The sequence below is a fragment of the Streptomyces sp. YIM 121038 genome (assembly GCF_006088715.1).
Lineage (GTDB): Bacteria > Actinomycetota > Actinomycetes > Streptomycetales > Streptomycetaceae > Streptomyces.
Map to the genome: position 1 here is coordinate 4,281,905 of NZ_CP030771.1, position 14,580 is coordinate 4,296,484.

16 protein-coding genes and 1 pseudogene are annotated in these 14,580 nt (G+C 69.5%); 12 read left to right on the forward strand and 5 right to left on the reverse strand.

The window, feature by feature from the left end; genetic code table 11:
* Positions 1 to 14: 14 nt before the first annotated feature.
* Positions 15 to 407 carry a hypothetical protein gene (locus C9F11_RS17850; protein WP_138960238.1) on the forward strand — a complete coding sequence of 131 codons (393 nt, stop codon included), beginning with the start codon at positions 15 to 17 and terminating at the stop codon, positions 405 to 407.
* 244 nt (positions 408 to 651) lie between these two features.
* Here C9F11_RS17850 and C9F11_RS17855 read toward each other — a convergent pair whose 3' ends face one another.
* Entirely contained in the window at positions 652 to 1,020 is a 369-nt protein-coding gene (locus C9F11_RS17855) for a hypothetical protein (protein ID WP_138960239.1), read from the reverse strand.
* Between the two features lie 12 nt (positions 1,021 to 1,032).
* Positions 1,033 to 1,911, reverse strand: a complete 879-nt coding sequence (locus C9F11_RS17860) for a hypothetical protein (RefSeq protein WP_249401770.1) — start codon at positions 1,909 to 1,911, stop codon at positions 1,033 to 1,035.
* 435 nt (positions 1,912 to 2,346) lie between these two features.
* On the opposite strand from C9F11_RS17860, the gene C9F11_RS17865 reads away from it, so the two are divergent.
* The 7 genes from C9F11_RS17865 to C9F11_RS17890 all read left to right on the forward strand — a co-directional run bounded on the left by C9F11_RS17865 (position 2,347) and on the right by C9F11_RS17890 (position 8,155).
* Positions 2,347 to 2,790 (forward strand): hypothetical protein, encoded by a 444-nt coding sequence (locus C9F11_RS17865; protein ID WP_249401771.1) that lies wholly within the window; start codon positions 2,347 to 2,349, stop codon positions 2,788 to 2,790.
* Entirely contained in the window at positions 2,787 to 2,987 is a 201-nt protein-coding gene (locus C9F11_RS17870; RefSeq protein WP_138960241.1) for a hypothetical protein, read from the forward strand. Before C9F11_RS17865 ends, C9F11_RS17870 begins: the two co-directional genes overlap by 4 nt.
* Positions 2,988 to 3,209: 222 nt before the next feature.
* The gene (locus tag C9F11_RS17875) at positions 3,210 to 4,322 is read left to right on the forward strand and encodes a radical SAM protein (RefSeq protein ID WP_138960242.1); all 1,113 of its coding nucleotides are present in this window, start codon (positions 3,210 to 3,212) and stop codon (positions 4,320 to 4,322) included.
* Positions 4,323 to 4,325: 3 nt separating this feature from the next.
* Complete coding sequence (locus C9F11_RS47415) at positions 4,326 to 4,463, forward strand: hypothetical protein (RefSeq protein ID WP_171075766.1); 138 nt, start codon at positions 4,326 to 4,328, stop codon at positions 4,461 to 4,463.
* A gap of 89 nt (positions 4,464 to 4,552) precedes the next feature.
* Positions 4,553 to 5,368, forward strand: coding sequence for an aminoglycoside phosphotransferase (locus tag C9F11_RS17880; RefSeq protein ID WP_138960243.1), 816 nt, complete (start codon positions 4,553 to 4,555; stop codon positions 5,366 to 5,368).
* 877 nt (positions 5,369 to 6,245) lie between these two features.
* Positions 6,246 to 7,463, forward strand: coding sequence for a sensor histidine kinase (locus C9F11_RS17885; protein WP_138960244.1), 1,218 nt, complete (start codon positions 6,246 to 6,248; stop codon positions 7,461 to 7,463).
* Positions 7,460 to 8,155: a response regulator transcription factor gene (locus C9F11_RS17890; protein ID WP_138960245.1), complete on the forward strand. Its 696-nt coding sequence runs from the start codon at positions 7,460 to 7,462 to the stop codon at positions 8,153 to 8,155. The genes C9F11_RS17885 and C9F11_RS17890 overlap by 4 nt, the downstream gene beginning before the upstream one ends.
* Before the next feature lie 154 nt (positions 8,156 to 8,309).
* Here the strand turns inward: C9F11_RS17890 and C9F11_RS17895 are convergent.
* Positions 8,310 to 8,701, reverse strand: a pseudogene (locus C9F11_RS17895) (serine hydrolase domain-containing protein); the annotation flags it as partial.
* 388 nt (positions 8,702 to 9,089) lie between these two features.
* Here C9F11_RS17895 and C9F11_RS17900 point away from each other — a divergent pair.
* From C9F11_RS17900 to C9F11_RS17910, 3 genes are all read left to right on the forward strand, one after another.
* On the forward strand, positions 9,090 to 10,280 hold the full coding sequence (locus C9F11_RS17900; protein WP_138960246.1) for a serine hydrolase domain-containing protein: 1,191 nt from the start codon (positions 9,090 to 9,092) through the stop codon (positions 10,278 to 10,280).
* A 180-nt stretch (positions 10,281 to 10,460) separates the two neighbouring features.
* A complete protein-coding gene (locus C9F11_RS17905) occupies positions 10,461 to 11,585 on the forward strand; it encodes a serine hydrolase domain-containing protein (RefSeq protein ID WP_138960247.1) in 1,125 nt (374 codons plus the stop codon).
* 392 nt (positions 11,586 to 11,977) lie between these two features.
* A complete protein-coding gene (locus C9F11_RS17910; protein WP_138960248.1) occupies positions 11,978 to 12,322 on the forward strand; it encodes a hypothetical protein in 345 nt (114 codons plus the stop codon).
* A gap of 95 nt (positions 12,323 to 12,417) precedes the next feature.
* Here the strand turns inward: C9F11_RS17910 and C9F11_RS17915 are convergent, their stop codons facing one another.
* On the reverse strand, positions 12,418 to 13,602 hold the full coding sequence (locus tag C9F11_RS17915; RefSeq protein WP_249401772.1) for a site-specific integrase: 1,185 nt from the start codon (positions 13,600 to 13,602) through the stop codon (positions 12,418 to 12,420).
* A 54-nt stretch (positions 13,603 to 13,656) separates the two neighbouring features.
* A complete protein-coding gene (locus C9F11_RS17920) occupies positions 13,657 to 13,938 on the reverse strand; it encodes a helix-turn-helix transcriptional regulator (protein ID WP_138960249.1) in 282 nt (93 codons plus the stop codon).
* Positions 13,939 to 14,309: 371 nt separating this feature from the next.
* Between C9F11_RS17920 and C9F11_RS17930 the strand changes: the two genes are divergently transcribed.
* On the forward strand, positions 14,310 to 14,570 hold the full coding sequence (locus tag C9F11_RS17930; protein WP_171075768.1) for a helix-turn-helix domain-containing protein: 261 nt from the start codon (positions 14,310 to 14,312) through the stop codon (positions 14,568 to 14,570).
* Positions 14,571 to 14,580: the final 10 nt, after the last annotated feature.

Genomic DNA, 14,580 nt, shown 5'->3' on the forward strand with positions numbered 1-14,580 from the left:
ACAGGGAGCCGCCCATGCCCCAGCCCTCCGTTCGCGCCGACGTCGTCGTCCTCCTCACCGAAGTGGACTACGACCGCCACGACGACGCCTCGCGCCTGTACCGCTGCGACGGGAGCCCGTTCACGGCCGCTGAACATGCTCTGCTGTCCACCGCGACCCGGGCAGAGTTCTCCGCCGCGAATGCGCAGATGCGCCTTGAGAACGAATGGGCACATGAACTCGACGCGATGAAGGAAGCATTCGTCGAGCTGCTCATGAAGTACTTCCCCCGCCTTCCCGAAGGCTCAACCGTCAGCGACGTCGTCGGCATCATGACCGACGAGGACTACGCGGAGTACGAGCGCCTGCTTCCGATCGTCACTGCGCAAGACACCCTCGAATACGTCGCCGAGCACGGAGACGACTGACCCGCCGTACACCAGCGGCCGCACATCAGGACTCCACTCGTTCAACATTGGCCCTGGCTCCACCTATGCCGCAGGCCCGGCCGGAAGGGTTTCCGGCCGGGCCTGCGGCATACCCATGCAAGCTCAAGGGGGAGACGGGCTTTCGCCACCGCCTTCTGCACATGGGCATCGGCTGGCCCGGCCGGGCGGCACGCCCCGACCGTCGTCACCCGCGGACCGTGGGGTACGACGATCGCGGGCGGGCTCAGCCCTCTACGCCGGACGCCTTGAGCACGGCGCCGAAGATGTCCGAGTCCGTCTCCCGCTGCCACTGCGGCAGCTCGGCCCAGTCGGCCACGTAGCTGGGCTTCGGGTCCTCGAAGTGCTTGAAGATCTGCGCCGTCCAGCAGAGGGCGACGAACCGCCCCTGCTGTTCCCGCGTCAGCTTGGCGGCCTTACCACCGCTGGCCGCGATGAGGTCGCGGACCTGCCCGCACACCGCGGCGGCGGCCTCTCGCTCCCAGTCCGGCGTGTCCTCCCAGGGGGTGATGTACCCGGGCTTGGGCTCGCCGGGGAAGTGCTTCTTCACCCCGGCGATCCATGCCTCGCGGAAGATGCGGCCGTCGTTGCTCATGAGGTCCTTTCGCTAGGCGCCGATGCGCTGGGAGAACCGGCGCAGGCCGGAGATCTCGCCGTTGAGGACAAGGAGCTCGCGGGCGATGCCCCTGATCTTGGGTCGGCGTACCTCTTCGGGTGCGTACTTCTCCATGGCTCGCAGGGCGGCGAAGGCGCGTTCGGGTTCGCCGTCGTCCTTGTAGACGCGGCACACGTCCATCATCATCCGGGCCCGGCGTTCGGCGTCGGGCAGGCGCATCGGCTCGACCTGCCTCGCGTATCGCAGGGCCGGGCCGGGCTCGCCGAGGGCGTGATGGACGCTGATCCGGAAGAGCCGGGTGTGGTCGACGCTGAAGTCCCTGGGGGCGGGGAGCTTGCGGTGCTCCTCCTCCATGCGGCGGGCCGTCGCCTCGGCCTCTTCGAGGAAGCCCATGGCCTGGCCCTGCCGCCCGGCCTGAGCGGCGCTGTAGGACGCGGTGAGCAGGAGGACGCCACGCATGGCCTGATAGTCCGGAGAACGCCCCTCCAGACCGGACGCAGCCCCTTGGAGCTGGCCGACGGAGGCGTCGTACTCACCGGCTCGACGCATCGCGATGGCCATGGCCTGAGCGGCTTCACCGGCCAGCACCGGACTACTCGTCAGCTCCGCCTGCGCACGGGCCCGGTCGGCGGCGAGCCAGGCGTATTGCTGGTAGTTCTTGGTCGCCAGTTGGGCCAACAGCACGTAGGCCCGGGCGGCCACGTCGTGGGCCCCGGCCGCGAGCGAGCCGGAAATGAGCCGGGGCAGCGTCCTGCCGAGCTCGACGTAGTGGGCCTCGTGGAAGCTGGTCCGGGCCCGGCCAAGGGCCATCGTCAGGGCCTCCCGCGACGGTGGCGGGACCTCCGGCAGGCGGAAAAGCGAACGCTCCACGAGATCTTTGGGGTCCGGCGCCGTGGCAGAGGCCGGAGCGGGCGAGACCGCTACCGCAGCACCAAGCCCCACACCCAGGGCCAACACATCGCGCCTGTGCACATCGTCCCCTTCAAGCCCAACGTCCTCCGGCATCAGGTCAAGAACATCACAGATGCTCTCCAGAATCCGGGCATCGGGCCTGACCAGGTTGTTCTCCGCCCGGGAGATGGAAGACGGCGAGCAGTGCACCGCGTGTCCCAGGGCCTCCTGGCTCATCCGTCGGCCGACCCGGGCCCGCCTGATCACCTCGCCGAACTCCCAGTCCATGCACGGATTATGCGCTTCCATGCACGGACCTTGCAGCCCTTCAGCAGCACGTATCCCCCCTGGAAGTACGGGAGTTGACTGGATCCACCGCCCACTCTTCACCGGTCCCCGGGGACGGAGACGACCATGAGCGCACCAGGAACGACGCACCTTCCCTCACAAGGGCGGGAGCTGGGCACGGCGGCCCCGTTCTTCCCACGCCTGCACGAGCTGGCCGCCGACACCGCACAGGACGGCCGGATCGGCGTGGTGACCGCCCTGCCGGACGGGGAGCGGAACACCTTCCGCCTCGCCAGCCCCGTCGGAGGTGACCAGGAATGGTCGGCTCCGGCCGACGGGACCACGCTGCGGCCGGTACCGGCCAAGCCCACCTGCGCCACCCTCGCGGAGCCACTGGGGGCCGTCTACGACGCGCGGGCCGGACAGGGGTCCGTGCGCGTCCTGATCCACTTCGAGGACGGCACCCAGGACGAGGCCGTCCTGATCCTCACCCCGGCCGACATGGAGCGGCTCTACGCGCAGACCGGCCGCATGCTCGGCGACCGCGACCAGCACTGGACCAAGACGTGAGCGGCCACGGCACCCACCGCGACCCCGGGCACCACCGCGACCTGGTGACGCCCGCGCTGGGCATCTTCGGCGTCCTGTGCTCGCTGGCGAGCGTGTACCTGTTCGGCACGGCCGCGAAGGTCGAGCTACGCGGGCAGGCACCGTCGCCGTCCCCGGCGTCCGTGCCGGACACCGTCCCGGACGACGACGCCTTCTAAGACCAGCCGCCGCCCCTTGCCCCCCGAGCGACGGGGCGGCGGCATCCGGCCGGGGTCCGGCGGGCCCGCTGAGGGACAGCCCGCCGGAACGCGAGTCCCCGGCACCCCTGGGGCCGCACCGCTCCTGAGCGCGGGCGGTGCGGCCCTCACCCCACCGCGGCCTGTGTCGCACGACATGAGGCCGGCGCGCATGTCGCACGACACACGAGCCAGGGAGGCCATGTGTACGACCTGATCGCCAGTCCGCAGCAACGCACGTACCTGATCGCACGGCCCGGTGTGCGGCGGGCCGTCCAGCTCCCCGCCGCCCGCTACGAGGAGCTCGCCGCCGTCGCGGCGGCCGATGGCCTGGTGCCGGGGTGGGCGGCCGACGCCGCTCACCGGGCGTGGGGCCTGGACCTGGCCGGGCGGCCGCTGAACGGCGCCGTCCTGGTGAGGCCGCGCACCAGGCTGAACTACTCCCGCGCGACGTGGGAGGTGAACAAGGGCTGCAACTTCAACTGTGAGCACTGCTATCTCGCGCAACGCCGCTTCGAGGGCTTGCCCTGGAAGGACAAGGTCCGGCTGATCGACATGATGTGTGAGGCCGGGGTGTTGTGGCTCCAGTTCACGGGTGGGGAACCCACGATCGACCGCGACTTCCTGCGGGCCTACGCCTACGCCGCCGAGCGGGGCATGCTCCTGGAGATCCTGACCAACGGCTCCCGTCTGCACCGTGACGACGTCCTCGGCGCGCTCACCGCGATGAAGCCGCACAAGGTGACGGTGTCCCTGTACGGGGCGAGCGAGCAGTCAGCGGACTCCCTGACCCGTACGCCGGGATCGTTCCGCCTGGTGATGAAAGGCCTGAAGGCGGCCCGCGAGGCAGGCGTCCCGGTGGAGATCGCGATCATCGTGACCACGCACAACGCACACGAGGTCGACCAGATGCGGGCCATCGCCGCCGACTACGCCGACCGGTTCAGCCAGTACGCGTCGATCTCTCCCACCTACGACGGACAACCCGACCCGCTGGCCGTCCAGGCGCCCGAGCACCAGCGACGGACGGCCGTCTTCGACGGCTGCCCGGCCGGTCACACGTTCTTCCACGTCGACCCGTTCGGGCTCGCCACGATGTGCAAGATCGGGCGGGAGAACCCCATCGACCTCATGGAGACCGGCGTCGCCGGACTGCTGGGACTGCCAGCGGTCGCCGATGCCCAAATGCTTCGCGCCGGTGGCTGTACGGGCTGCACGTTCGCCAAGAAGTGCCGGGTGTGCCGCCCGGTGGCCAAGGCCATGCAGGCCGCGAAGGCACCACTGCAAAGTTACTGCCGACACGGAGAAGGGACCTGAGCCATGACCGCTGTAGCCGTGGAGATCACCGCCCGGCCGAAGGCGCCGCAGGAGCCGGAGGGGCTGACCTTCGTTGACGACGTGGAGTCGCTCACCGAGGACTCGTCCGCCGCGTGCAACGACGACAACCCGTACCGGTAGAGGCCGAGCCTCGCCTCTGGCGTGAGGAGGGTTCCGCGCAGTGGTCGCGCTGTGCGGAACCCTCCGCGCTTTCGTGGCAGGGTGCCCGCATGCCGACCGAGCGCATCGACTTCGCCGACCTTCCCGACACCGTCCAGCACGACGTGATCGCTCATACTGGCCCGCTCCTCAAGGTGGAGACCACGGCGTCGGGCTTCAACTCCGCGATCTCCGCGCGCCTGACCACCGAGACCGGTGACGTGTACGTCAAGGGCCTGCCCGAAGGCCACCCCCGCCAGTGGACCCAAGGCCGCGAAGCGGCCGTCGGGCCCCTCCTGGAAGGGATCTCGCCCCGCGTCCTGTGGCGGGTGGAGACAGGCGGGTGGGACCTCCTCGGCTTCGAATACGTCCAGGCCCGCCACGCCGACTACGCCCCCGCCTCGCCGGACCTTGAGGCCATGGCCGTGCTTCTGGCCCACCTGTCCACGGTGCGGGCGCCGGAAGGGGTGGAGCTGAAGGAGGCCGGCCACCGGCTCCGCGACCACGCGCCCAAGGAAGCCCTCGCCTACTTCGCCGGGGACGCGCTCCTGCACACCGACCCGAACACCACCAATGTGATGATCACGCCCGGCGGAGGCGCACGGCTGGTCGACTGGGCCTGGGCGACGCGCGGGGCGCCCTGGCTCGATGCCGGGTACTGGGTGGTGTGGCTGATCGCCGAGGGCGACCACAGCCCCGCGAGCGCCGAGGCTTGGGCCGCCCGCATGCCCGCCTTCCAAGCCGCGCCGCCGGAGGCTGTCGACGCTTTCGCCCTAGCCAACGAGAGCGTGTGGAGTGGAACCTTCAAGGAACAGCCGGACGACTGGACCCGGCGCGTTCACGAGGCAACGAAGACGTGGGCCGCGCACCGCTCCTGCCGCCCCTGACTTGAGGGTGTGCGTCGTGCGACACAGACCGCAGCCGCCGTCGCACCGGGCTCGGCGGGCCTTCTTCTGGGAATCTCTCGGATAGAGGGCCCGACCGTGCCGGGGCCACCAAGCCCGGAAGGACGCGCCCCGTGACCGTCGAGACCAAGCCGGACGAGCTGGAGCTCCGCCGGGTTCATCTGGCCTCCGATTCCGCGCCGGCCTTCGTCGCCGAGGCGCACGCGCGGGGTGGGCGGCCGTCGTGACCGTGGCCGTAGGTAAGCCGGTCGGCTTCGTCCACGGGACCCCTCTACGCGACGACGGCACCGACCCGCACGAGATGGCGTCAGTGTTCTAGGACACCGACACCCCACCGACGGGCAGTGGCAGTGCATCTCGGAGCCCAAGCCGCTGCGCGCGACGGCCGGGAACTTGGAGCGTGCCGCTGTGCAGCGCTGTGTGAGCGGACGGTTCCTCAAAGCTCGTCATCGTCTGGATCACGCAGCACTGCCCGTGCCCTCCGACATGAAACGCGGCGTCGGCGGGGAGCCGGCCGGGAGGTCTCAGCTGGTGTCCTGACCGGTAAAGGTGACCGTCGGCGAGGAGTTCATCCTGCGCGGTGAGCCTTTACGCCGACACACCGGGCGCCGTCGTCCGCGCGGGAGACGAGAACGCCTTCAGGATCTGGGTCCGGCACCCAGCCCCGGACCAGGACCAGGGTCCTGGTCCGGGATCGTTCCCGGGCGCCTGCCCAGGCGTTGGAGCCGCTGCGAGAATGGGCCGCGGACACTGACTCCTCCCGGGATCGCAGGCCGCCGCGGGAACGGCTCACGAACGACGGTCGCGGCAGACCGGCGAAGGCCGGGACCGACCGGTCAGGGAAAGGACCACTACCAGCATGTCGACGCACCACCGGCCCCTGCCGTCGTCGAGAGCCGACGGCCTGCCCTGGACCGCGGGTGACGCACTGGTGGCTGTCGGGGCGGCCGTCGTCGACCTCCTCGGCTACACGATCGGCGACCCGGACGGCGGTCGGCCGGTCTCCCTGACCGCGCTGGTCCTGCTCGTACTGGCGGCCGTACCGCTGCTCACCAGGCGTGGCTACCCGCTGGCGTCGCTTGCGGGTGTGCTGGTCCTCGGTCTGGCACTGAACCTGAGCGGGCCGATGCCACACCACTTCAACGGCACACTCGCCGTGGCGCTGTTCGCCGTGGCCCGGTCCTGCGGTCTCGCGGTGGCGGCGCCGGCCGCTCTCGTGGCGGCCGCCGTGCCGCTGCTGGGCCGGGGGCGACCGCTGCCGCCGCCGGTCGCGGACATGGCGAGCAACGTGTGCGCCGTGGTGCTGGTCGTTGCTGTGGCCGAGGCGCTGAAGCGCCGACAGCGGGCGGTGGAGGTCCGGCGCAGACTGCTGGCCGACCGTGCGGTGGCCCAGGAACGTCGCCGCATCGCACGGGAACTGCACGACATCGTCGCCCACCACATCACCACCATGCAGCTGATGGCGGGCGGCGCCAGAGCCAACCTCGGGGGCGATGCCGAAGTGGTGCGCGACGCGCTGGTCACCCTGGAGGGTTCCGGGAAAATGGCGCTGCACGAGATGCGCCAACTGCTCGACGTGCTCCGGGCCGGCGACGAGCCGGACGAGGCGCCGTCCGCGCCGCAACCCGGTGTCGAAAGCCTCGGACAGCTCGTTGATGAGTCCAGGAGCGTCGGTCTGCCCATCGACTTCGCTGTTCTCGGGGAGGAACGCCCGCTGCCACCGAGCACCGGCCTTGCGGTGTTCCGGATCGTCCAGGAGTCCCTCACCAACACCCGCAAGCACGCCGGCCGGGCCCAGGCGCGGGTGCGGCTGACTTACCACCCGGACCGGATCACCGTCGAGGTGTCCGACAACGGCACGGCCGCACCGGCCGAGACCCTGGTGGGCGCCCTGGCGGGGGCGGGCGGTGCGGGTGGACCGAGGTCGCGCGGCACCGGGTACGGACTGATCGGCATGCGCGAGCGCGTCGCGCTGCAGGGCGGCAGCATGGTGGCCGGTGGCCTTGATGGCGGTGGCTTCCGGGTGGCGGCCACCCTGCCGGTGGAGCCGGTCGACGGAGAGGAGCGGCTCGGATGACGGGACCGTCGGAACGGATCAGGGTACTGATCGCGGACGACCAGCCCCTCGTACGGCGGGGTGTGGCCCTGATCCTGAACCCCAACCCGGTGTTCGACGTGGTGGCCGAGGCGGACAACGGGCAGCAGGCGGTCGAGCTCGCGCACCAGCACCGGCCCCATGTCGTGGTGATGGACATCCGGATGCCGGTTCTCGACGGCGTGCAGGCGACTGAGCGGCTCGCGCGGGAGCTGCCCGCATGCCGAGTCCTGGCGTTGAGCACCTTCGACATGGACGAGTACGTGGTCGCCGCCCTGCGCGCCGGCGCCTCCGGGTTCCTGACCAAGGACGCCTCCCCGGAGGAGCTGGTGGCGGCCGTGCGCACCGTGCACACCGGAGAGGCGGCCGTGGCGCCCCGCCTGCTCACCCGGCTGATCTCCACCTACGTCACCGCAACCCGCCGTCCGAGGCCGCCGTCCCGGGTGCCCGGTGCGGGCGAACTGACACCTCGCGAGGTCGAGGTGTGGCACCTGCTCGCCACCGGCCTCGACAACGCCGGGATCGCGTCGGCGATGGACGTCAGCGCCTCCACGGTCAAGAACCACATCACCAGCATCTTCGCCAAGCTGAGTGTCCGCGACCGCGCCCAGGCGGTAATCGCGGCCTACGAGTCGGGCCTGGTCGAGGCCGGATCGGTGAACTCGTTGGGCTGAACCTGGCTGTCCCCGGGGGTGGCGCCGATCAGCGGCACAGGGCCGCGTCGACTGCGGCCTCCACATGCTGCTCGGCTCAACTCCTTCTTCACCGCGCTCCTCCGCGGCCGACTCCTGCCCCGGTCCCGAGTGATGCGGGGGGTGGTCCTTTGTCCACGTATTCGAGCAGGCCGCTGGTGTGCTGGAGCAGTTGGCGGACGGTGATGTTGTGTCCGTCGATGCCGTCGCCGCGCAGCAGGCCCGGCAGGTAGGTCTCCACCGGCGCGTCGAGACCGACCTTTCCTTCGGCGACGAGTTGCAGGACGACGACGGTGAAGGTCTTGGCGGTGCTGCCGACGCGTATCCGGCCGTCGACGGGGACCTTGGCCCTGGTAGCGAGGTCGCCAGCGGTGTAGGTGCGGGTGCGGCCGTCGCGACCCTTGACGGTGGCCAGTGCGGCGGGAAGGCCGCCGTCCTTCACAGCGCGTTCAGGCTCGACTGGACACTGTCGGGCCTGACGACCGCGAACGCCGCGGTCGGTGCCGACCGGTCCGGCCGCCATGACACCGGCGGCCACGAGCGCCACCGCCCGGTGTCGACCGTACCGACAGGGCGTGGGAAGCGACTGCGCGATGCGTGCTCGTGCACGGAGGAACCCCTCGGATGGATGGTGCTGGTGATTCCCTGCCTTCGCCAAGAGGAGTTCGTCCGCCCCCAGGACGAGCCCGGCCCCGGGAGCGGACTCCCCGGGATAGCCCGAGGCAGGACCGTGCTCCTGGCCGCCGTCGATCTCTAGGACCAGATTCGCCAGGATCCTCAACTGCCCTGCTTCCGGGCGCAGTCCCTCCCTGCAACCACGGTTCACCGTGTCACCTAAAGCATCACGAAAGGCGCACGGGCCGGGGTGAGTGCCGCGACCGCGGCACGGCATGCTCAGACCGCAAAGGAGCACGGCATGGCAGTACGTCGACGAGTGCACACCGGGATAGTGGGGCTCGCCGCGGCGGCAGTGGCCGCTACCGCGTTCACGTCCCCCGCACACGCCGGGCCGGGGAAGGGGCACGCGGCGACCCAGCGTGCGATGGACGCCATGGTGGCCGACGAGGTTCCCGGGGTCACGGCCGCGGGAGTGGACAAGGGTGATGCCTGGCGGGGCACTTCGGGGGTCGGCGACCTGAAGACGGGCAAGCCGCGAGGCACCGACGAGCGGTTCCGGATCGGCAGCATCACCAAGACGTTCGTGGCGACCGTGCTGCTGCAGATGGAGGCCGAGGGCAGGCTCGACCTCGACGACACCGTGGAGCACTGGCTTCCCGGCCTCGTACAGGGCAACGGCAACGACGGCCGCAAGATCACCGTGCGCCAGCTCCTCAACCACACCAGCGGGCTCTTCAACTACACCAGCGACATGGAGTTCGCGAAGGATGTCCTGCTGGAGGGCTTCCCCGCGCACCGCTACGACACCCACACGCCGCGGGAACTGATACGGGTGGCACTGGCACACAAGCCGGACTTCACGCCTGGCGCCAAACACTCGTACTCCAACACCGGTTACATCCTGGCCGGGTTGATCATCGAGAAGGTCAGCGGCAACAGCTACCGGCACGAGATCCGTGAGCGCATCATCAACCCGCTCGGCCTGCGGAACACCCGCCTCCCGGGCGCCGATCCCCTCCTGCCGAAGCCGAGCAGCCGGGCGTACTCGAAGCTGAGCAAAGACCCCGCCGCGACGAGGGTCCACGACGTCACCGAGAACAACATGACCTGGGCCTGGGCGGCAGGCGAAGGCATCTCCACGACCGGCGACCTCAACCGGTTCTTCAGCGCTTTGGTGCGCGGCAAGCTGATGCCCGAGAAGCAACTCGCCGAAATGCAGGCGACGGTGCCCACGCCCGACGACCCCGTTTACTCCGGCTACGGCCTCGGGCTGTACAGCGTCAGGACGAGCTGCCAGGCGAAACTGTGGAGCCACAGCGGCGGAACCCCCGGCTCCATCACGGAGACCGTGACCACTGAGGACGGCCGTCACACCTTCACGTACAACGCCAACGGCGACTGGAGCGCGAGGGGCTACGTGATCGACGCGGAGTTCTGCGGCGTGGTCGGCAAGGGCAAGCAGGGGGAGCGTCCGGCGCCTCGGCTGTGAAGTGCCGCCAGGCCAAGTGAGGTGAGGCGAACCGGCAGTCCGCTCCCAGGGAGGTTCTGGGAGTGGGCTCCCGATAAGGCCGAGGGTCTGGTCAGGGTCATCCCTGATGGTGACGGTGGGTGCCTCCAGCAGAGTTGATTTCGCCGCTCAGGCCCGTCACCCCACTCTGGAGGAACCCCGATGCATAAACGTCTCGCCCTGACCACCCTTGCCCTGGCCACCGCTGTCACCGCCGGTGTGGCATCCCCCGCGAGCGCCGCCCGACCGGACCCCGTGAGACAGGGTCTTGAGACGCTGGTTGACTCGGATCACGCACCCGGCGCGCTGGCGAGCGTGCTGGACGGCAAGGGGAAGTTCCGTACCTACACCGCAGGGGTGGGAGACCGGGACACGCACGCGAAGATGCCCCGCAACGCCCAGGTGCGGATCGGTAGCGTCACCAAAACATTCACCGCGGCGGTCGTGCTGCAACTGGTCGGTGAGGGCAAGATCAGCCTCGACAAGCCGGTCGACGAGTATCTGCCGGGACTCGTCCGGGGCGAGAGGATCGACGGGAACCGCATCACGGTGCGCCAGCTCCTGCAGCACACCAGCGGACTGCCCGACTACGAAGACGACGTCACCAGTGACATCTTGGAGCGCCGCTACCTCTCGCCCCGCGACGCCCTCGACATCGCCCTCAAGCACAAGGCCGTCTTCAAACCCGGCAAGAAGTGGTCGTACAGCAACACCAACTACCTGGTGGCCGGCCTGATCGTGGAGCGGGTCACCGGACGGCCCCTCGCTGAGCAGATCGACAAGCGCGTCATCCAGAAGCTGGGGCTGCGCCACACCTACTTCCCTGCCCCCGGCGAGACGACCATCCGGCAGCGCCACCCCCAGGGCTACCGCCCGGACCCCCAGGGCGCCCCCGCGCGCAACGTCACCGAGATTGACCCCTCCGCGGGCTGGGCGGCGGGCGCGATGGTCTCCACCAACTCCGACCTCAACCGGTTCTTCTCGGCGCTGCTCAAAGACGACGGCAACCCTCTCCTCAAGCAGGCCCAGCGCAAGCAGATGCGCACTACCGTCCGCATGCAGAAGGGGAAATCCCGTTACACCATGGGACTGGGGATCATGCGGGTTCAGCAGTCGGACAAGTGCGCCTTCTGGGGCCACAGCGGCGGCATCCCCGGCTTCGGAACCTGGGCCGGTGCCACCGACGACGGCCGCGCCGCCAGCGTCACGATGAACCTCGAACCGAAGACCGGCGAAGCCGTAGGGCACCTTGAGGAGACCGTGACAGCGGCCCTGTGCCGACGCTGAACCAGGCCGCCTGGCCGACAGAGGCGCTCGCTCACTCATGGCCTGCCCCGTTCGAGCGCGGTTCCACACCTGGCTACGGGCACTCCGCCGCACTCTCGCATGCGTGAGCGATGCGTGAGCGGACGACGCACCACGGGTCGTCCGCAGAGGGATCGGCGACCCTGCCGCGCGGCGCTGGCCAGGAAGAACAGCACCACGTGGCAGGGGTAAACACCACCGATCATGGATTCCGTCCCACTCCTAAAGCGGGTGTCGCAGGTTCGAATCCTGCCGGGGGCACAGAGAAACACCTGGTCAGAGGCCCTTTCGCCCGACGGACGGGAGGGCCTTCGTACTCGCAGCACACATATGGCACACATGCGGCTGCGGGCAGAGGTGGGGAGCTGTGCGAGATGCCCGCGAAGGACGAGCTGGCCCGGCGCCGGTACGAGAGGCTGGTCGCCCGGCTTGAGTCGCTGTTGCGGGCCGCGCTGAAGCCGGAGTACGAGGGGTACTACGGGCAGCTGATCCTCGGCACGAACGATCTTGCGGAGATGGGCGAGCTCAAGGACGTCCGGCGTGCCGCCAGGGAAGCGGGACGGCGTCTCGGCTGGAAGACGACCACCCGCCTCGGCGGTGACCGGCTCTTCGTCCTCGACGAGCGGAAGGCTCCCGAGGAGATCGAGCGACTGGCCGGAGATGCAGCCGCTGCCGCGATCAACCGGGCCCGGCAGGAAAGCCACCGACCGCGCGGCTGATCTGATCCGAGGGAGACGCAAGGCGCCGCCCAACCGCATCAGCACGGTGGGGCGGCGCCCTCGGTTACAGCTCCCCGGCACGGATCAGGCACACATCACGCGGCATCGTCCTCCAGGGTGGCCACCGCCTCGGCGGCCTCACGGGCCTTCCGCTCCGCCTTCTCCAGCTTGGCCTTCGCCTTGGCCAGTTGCTTGGAGCGGCGCTTGTGCATCTTCTTCGAGACCTCGTCCAGGCGGTCCGGGAAGAGGTGCCCATACGTGTCCAGGGTCAGCGTCGCGGACTTGTGGCCCAGCATCGTCTGTACGACGTTGACGTCCGCACCGCTGGCGATGGCGAGCGAAGCTGCCGTGTGCCTCAGCTTGTGCGGGGTGACCTTGAGATGCCCCAGCCCGGCCTTCACGACCGCCGGCGCGAAGAACCGCTGACGGAAGTTGCGTGCCCGTAGCGGTCCACCCTGCGGGGCCGTGAAGAGCAACTGCTCGTCTCCCCGTCCCCGGACGTGCGGCTTCAACTCCTCGGCCAGGAACCGCGGGATCGGTACCGACCGGCGCTCGTGGTTCTTGGGGGTGTCGAGGTAGAGCTTGCCGTTGTCCTCGGCGTACGCCTCCACGATGTGCGCCCGGCAGGCGTCCAAGTCGACGCGGCCCACCTTCAGCGCGGACGCCTCGCCCCAGCGCAGGCCGGTGTAGGCCAGCAGCAGGATGAACACGCGGTAAGCGCCTGACGCGTTGGCCAGTGCGTCGACCTGCATGTCGTCGAGGTACACGTGGTCAGCCGGCATCGCCTTGGGCAAGGGCACGCCGACAGCCGGGGTGGCCGCCAGACGACGGGCCTTGACGGCATAGTCGAGAACTCGGCTGAGGACGACGTACGCCTTGCGGACCGACCGGGGGCTGAGCTTCCTGCCGCCGGTCGCCTCGCCGGACAGCAGATCCGCGAGCCACTCGGCGATGTCCTCGAAGTGGATGCGGTCCAGTGGGGTGGTGCCCCACTTGGGGATCACGTGGACGTCGAGAACACCGCGGTACCGAGCCCGGGTTGAGCGCTTGAGGTGGAGCTGCGCCGCCAGCCAGGACTCCGCCACCTCGGCGAACTTCACCCGTGCGGCGGCCGGATCACGATAGGAGCCGTCGCTGAGACGCGACTCCATCCTCGTCCGCTCCGTCTCGGCGTCGACCTTGCGGGCGAAGGTCTTCATCTTGGGCTTGCCGTCGGGGCCGTACCAGCGCACGCGGTAGCGCCCCGGTGGCGTACGCCCGGCCCGCTTGGCTTCCGCCACGGCCTCTACGTACGCCGCGTGCCCTATGCGGTCCTCAATCCAGACCCGCGCCAACTAGCACCCCCTCCGGTCATCACGGGACACCGACGGGAGCGGCAGGAGCAGGGTCGTGGGAGCAACACCGAGCGCCGTGGCGATGGCGACGAGGTCGTCGATGTCGCAGCGGCGGCGGGCGCGCTCGGTGCGGCTGAGGGCGGTGTTGGTCATCGGGCGGCCCAGTGCGGTGCAGCGGGCGGCGAGCTGGTGCTGGGTCAGGCCGCGCACGAGGCGTAGGTGCTCGATGGCGCGGGCGGCGTGGAGGCCGGCGGGGCCTATTTCGACAGGTCGGTTTGGCATGACAGATAGCTTTAGCTTGCAATCGGCCGCCGTGGCAATAGCTTGCTCAACTATCCGAGAAAAGTGATTGCGACTGCCTCTATTCCATTTTTCTTGAGTAAGCGAGGCTGGGGTGAAGGTGTCCCCTCACGCTGGGTCCGTCGGGCCATCTGATGCCCTGAGCAGCTGTGTTTCCCCCGCCAGGGCAGGGGGGCGGAAATCAGGGGTCCGGTTGACAGCGATTTCGGCAACCGGGGATCCGCCCTTACTGTTTTGTCATCGTCGGCCATACCAAGAAGTTGTACGGAGTTTCAAAGTAAACACTGGACTTCTTCGCCGACGCTGTGGCTTTGTTGTCCAGGCCCGATTGACCGATATCGAAAAGGAGCCCTGTGCCGAACCCTTCCGCCCGCCACACCCGCACCCCCGCCACCGCCACCGCCACCGCCACCGCCGATGCGACCAGGCGCGGCCCGCTGGCCACCCCCGCGGAGGTAGCCGCGTACCTCGGGGTGCCGGTGAAGACGCTCTACCAGTGGAAGTACCGGGGCATCGGCCCCAACGTGCACAAGGGCGGCCGTCACCTGCGCTACCGCTGGCACGAGGTGGACGCCTGGCTGAACGCCCAGGCCACGTACGACCTCGCGGTCTGAAACCCGTCTC

Bases quoted from the DNA above. Each gene is read 5' to 3' on its own strand.
- C9F11_RS17850 (WP_138960238.1), top strand. From the start codon at position 15: ATGCCCCAGCCCTCCGTTCGCGCCGACGTCGTCGTCCTCCTCACCGAA.
- C9F11_RS17910 (WP_138960248.1), top strand. From the start codon at position 11,978: ATGCCCGCGAAGGACGAGCTGGCCCGGCGCCGGTACGAGAGGCTGGTC.
- C9F11_RS47415 (WP_171075766.1), top strand. From the start codon at position 4,326: ATGACCGCTGTAGCCGTGGAGATCACCGCCCGGCCGAAGGCGCCGCAG.
- C9F11_RS17900 (WP_138960246.1), top strand. From the start codon at position 9,090: ATGGCAGTACGTCGACGAGTGCACACCGGGATAGTGGGGCTCGCCGCG.
- C9F11_RS17880 (WP_138960243.1), top strand. From the start codon at position 4,553: ATGCCGACCGAGCGCATCGACTTCGCCGACCTTCCCGACACCGTCCAG.
- C9F11_RS17885 (WP_138960244.1), top strand. From the start codon at position 6,246: ATGTCGACGCACCACCGGCCCCTGCCGTCGTCGAGAGCCGACGGCCTG.
- C9F11_RS17905 (WP_138960247.1), top strand. From the start codon at position 10,461: ATGCATAAACGTCTCGCCCTGACCACCCTTGCCCTGGCCACCGCTGTC.
- C9F11_RS17890 (WP_138960245.1), top strand. From the start codon at position 7,460: ATGACGGGACCGTCGGAACGGATCAGGGTACTGATCGCGGACGACCAG.
- C9F11_RS17920 (WP_138960249.1), bottom strand. From the start codon at position 13,938: ATGCCAAACCGACCTGTCGAAATAGGCCCCGCCGGCCTCCACGCCGCC.
- C9F11_RS17865 (WP_249401771.1), top strand. From the start codon at position 2,347: ATGAGCGCACCAGGAACGACGCACCTTCCCTCACAAGGGCGGGAGCTG.
- C9F11_RS17855 (WP_138960239.1), bottom strand. From the start codon at position 1,020: ATGAGCAACGACGGCCGCATCTTCCGCGAGGCATGGATCGCCGGGGTG.